This is a genomic window from Brevundimonas sp. P7753 (genome assembly GCF_013386595.1).
GTDB lineage: Bacteria > Pseudomonadota > Alphaproteobacteria > Caulobacterales > Caulobacteraceae > Brevundimonas > Brevundimonas bullata.
The window spans coordinates 1-2,945 of the sequence record NZ_JACARP010000107.1; the positions used below are offsets into that span (position 1 = coordinate 1).

2 protein-coding genes and 1 pseudogene are annotated in these 2,945 nt (G+C 67.7%); all 3 read right to left on the reverse strand.

The genetic code is table 11. The features are described 5' to 3' along the window. On the reverse strand, nt 1–417 hold a 417-nt coding region (locus tag HX774_RS16890; protein WP_255500517.1), incomplete at its 3' end, for a VirB8/TrbF family protein. Beyond that, nucleotides 414–1,634: a type IV secretion system protein gene (locus HX774_RS16895; RefSeq protein ID WP_178828645.1), complete on the reverse strand. Its 1,221-nt coding sequence runs from the start codon at nt 1,632–1,634 to the stop codon at nt 414–416. The genes HX774_RS16895 and HX774_RS16890, both read right to left, overlap by 4 nt. Nucleotides 1,635–1,636: 2 nt before the next feature. Next, nucleotides 1,637–2,945, reverse strand: a pseudogene (locus HX774_RS16900) (VirB4 family type IV secretion/conjugal transfer ATPase); the annotation flags it as partial.

Consider the following 2,945-nt stretch of genomic DNA (forward strand, 5'->3'; position numbering starts at 1 on the left):
GTTGGAGGCCTGCATCAGGGCCAGGTAGTCCGAGCGCGCCTGCTCCGCCGACCACAGGCCGACCTTGCGATAGTCGGTCTGTAGCGTGGCCATGTCGAAGCCTTCGCGGGCGATGACGTACTGGACCAGCATGGACTGGACCAGCGCCTTGTCCGGCGTGATCTGACCGGGATCTAACGGTTTCAGCGCCTGGACGAAGCCAGTCGTGCGATCAACCATCAGAGTATAGGGCTCGACCGTCTTCAGCGGCATCAGCACGATGAGGGCGCAGGCCTCGGCCACGGCCACGGCGGCGGCTGCGCCCGCCATGATCCAGGCGATGCGACGAGACTTCTGCAGGCCGGTGATCTTGTCCGTCGCCCAACTCCCGGCTTCACGATAGTAGGCGTCGAGCGCCTCGCGGCTTGATTTCTTCATGAACGACGGTCTCGAAGCACGGCGCTGACGGATTTCCGCGGTCGGGTGCGACGCAGGGCCTGACCAGTGGTGGGAATGGCGAAGTCGTCGCCGGTGTTGAAACCGCCACCAGGCGAGCGACCTGTTGCAGCGGCTAGCGCTCCGGTCGACATGGGCGGCGAGTTGGCTCGGTCGCGGCGCTGCGCCGCCATCAGGGCGCTGGCGACGGCCTGAGCGCGAGGCGCGGCGTGCTCCGGCGCGGTCCGCTCCGGCGGCACGAGGTTGGGCTGCGGCTCAGGGCGAGCGGGTGTCGGCGCCGGCGCCTCCTTCATCTCGCTTCGCCCTGCCGGGACGTGGACGGTGAAGGCCAGGCGCAGGAGGATGCCGAGCGATCCGAACAGTGCGAGGGCGAAGGCCAGGCAGATGACCAGAAGCTCGATGGGCGCAGCAGCGGCGAGCGCGTTGCTCTGGCGCAACTGGATGACCTGGGCCAGCCAGGGCTCAAGCAGAGCCAGTTGGACGCCCAGCACCATGGTGGTGGCGACGGAAGCCAGCAGGGCGAAGACCAAGGCGCGAAGCCAACCGATGAACAGGCCGCGGGCCATGTCGAACAGCAGCAATCCGGCGAAGAGCGGCGCCAGGGCCAGCAGCACCCCTGCGGTCAAGCGAACGGCGGCGAAGGCGGCGATGGTGCTGGACAGGAAGAAGACGCGTGCCCAGCCCAGAGCGGGATTGTCGGCGATGGGCGTGCGTTGCGCCGGCTCGTTTGGATTGGCTGAGGGCAGGACGGCGAGGTCGTCGCGTCCCGTGCCGTAGTTGATCAGGCGGATGATGGCGGTGTCGGCGCTCTGGAGGCGGTTGACGAGGTCGCCGTCTCCACTGGGCAGCCCGGCGGCGCGGCCAAGCGTCGAACTGAGTTGCGCCGGACCTTGTACGACGAGGTCGTAGACGACGGTGCGATAGGCGGGCCAGTTGGCGGCGATCGTCAACACCACGCCGATCTTGACGACAGCCATGACCCCGTCGCGCACCGTCGGCGTCTGACCGAGCATCATCCGCAGGCCGAACAGGGCGACGAAGATCGTCAGCAGGCCGGTCAGCGCCAGGGCGAAGGGCGAGCCCGGATCGGCCAGGGCCTGGTAGCCGTCCGCGCCGATCGTCTGCGCCTGGCAGTCAATGTGGCGCAGCAGGGTCGAGAGGAAGGCCTCGCCGGTGGAAAGCCTGGGACAGGTCGCCATGGTCAGGCCTGCTCCAGCAGCGGGGCCATCCAGTCGGCGGGTTCATCGCCGACCGAGGCGCGGATATCGTCCAGCAGCCGCACCGACCGCTCGCGGCCCGACAGGATGGTCAGGATGTCCTTCTCGCCCGACAGGTCGAGGCGGACGACGACGCTTTCGCCGCCGCGCTTGATCAGGAAGCAGTGGGCGCTGTCTGGCAGGGTGCGGATCAGGTCGTATTCATGCGGCGTCAGGCCGAAACCGCCAATATAATCTTCCGCGCGCGCCTTGGCGTTGACCATGAAAATCTGGGTCGCGGCCTGTTCGATGATGGCGCTGGCGATGCGGCTTTCCAGCGCATCCTGGGCGCTCTGGGTGGCGAAGCCGACGATGCCGTTGCGCTTGCGGATGGTCTTTTCCCAGTCCTTGATGCGCCGCACGAAGACCTCGTCGTCCAGCGCCTTCCAGCCCTCGTCGACGACGATGATGGCGGGAGAGCCGTCGAGCCGCTCCTCCACCCGGTGGAAGAGGTACATCATGGCGGGCGTGCGTACGGCCGGATCGTCCAGCAGCACGGTCATGTCGAACCCAACGGTCCGCACCGAGAGATCGGTCAGGTCCTCGGGATTGTCGAACAGCCAAGCGCGTTCGCCGTCGCCCCACCAGGGGCGCAGCCGCGACCAGAGATCGCCGCCGTGAGGGCGATGCCCGCCCCGGAACAGTTCGACCAGATGGCGTAGGCGACGGTGCGCGGCCGGCTGCTCGTAACTGGCGCTGACGGCCTCTCGGATCCGCTCCAGCTCCTCGAGATCGACACCGCCGGCGAGCTGGCTGAGCCAGTCGACCAGGAAGCCGCGATTGGCCGGGGTGTCTTCGAGCTGCAGTGGATTGAGGCCGGAGGCCTGGCCGGGGCGCAGCTGGTCATAGCGGCCGCCGATGGCGCGGATGAACAGTTCCGCCCCCCGGTCCTTGTCGAAAAAGATGATACGCGGATCCAGCTTGCGCGCCTGGGCCAGAAGGAAGTTGAGCACGACCGTCTTGCCCGAGCCCGACGGGCCGATGACGGTGAAGTTGCCCAGGTCGCCCTGGTGGAAGTTGAAGTGGTACGGGCCGGCCGCCGTCGTCTCCAGCAGGGTGACGGCGTCGCCCCAGTGCGCGCCGGTCGCCTGGCCGGTGGGGAAGTTGTGGATGCTGGCGAGGCCAGCAAAATTGTTCGTCGACACCAATCCGCGTCGCGCAATGTATTGGAAGTTCGCGGGGAACTGGGCCCAGAAGGCGGGCTCCAGCGCAATCTCTTCGCGCACGGCCACCACGCCCATGTCGGCCAGGGCC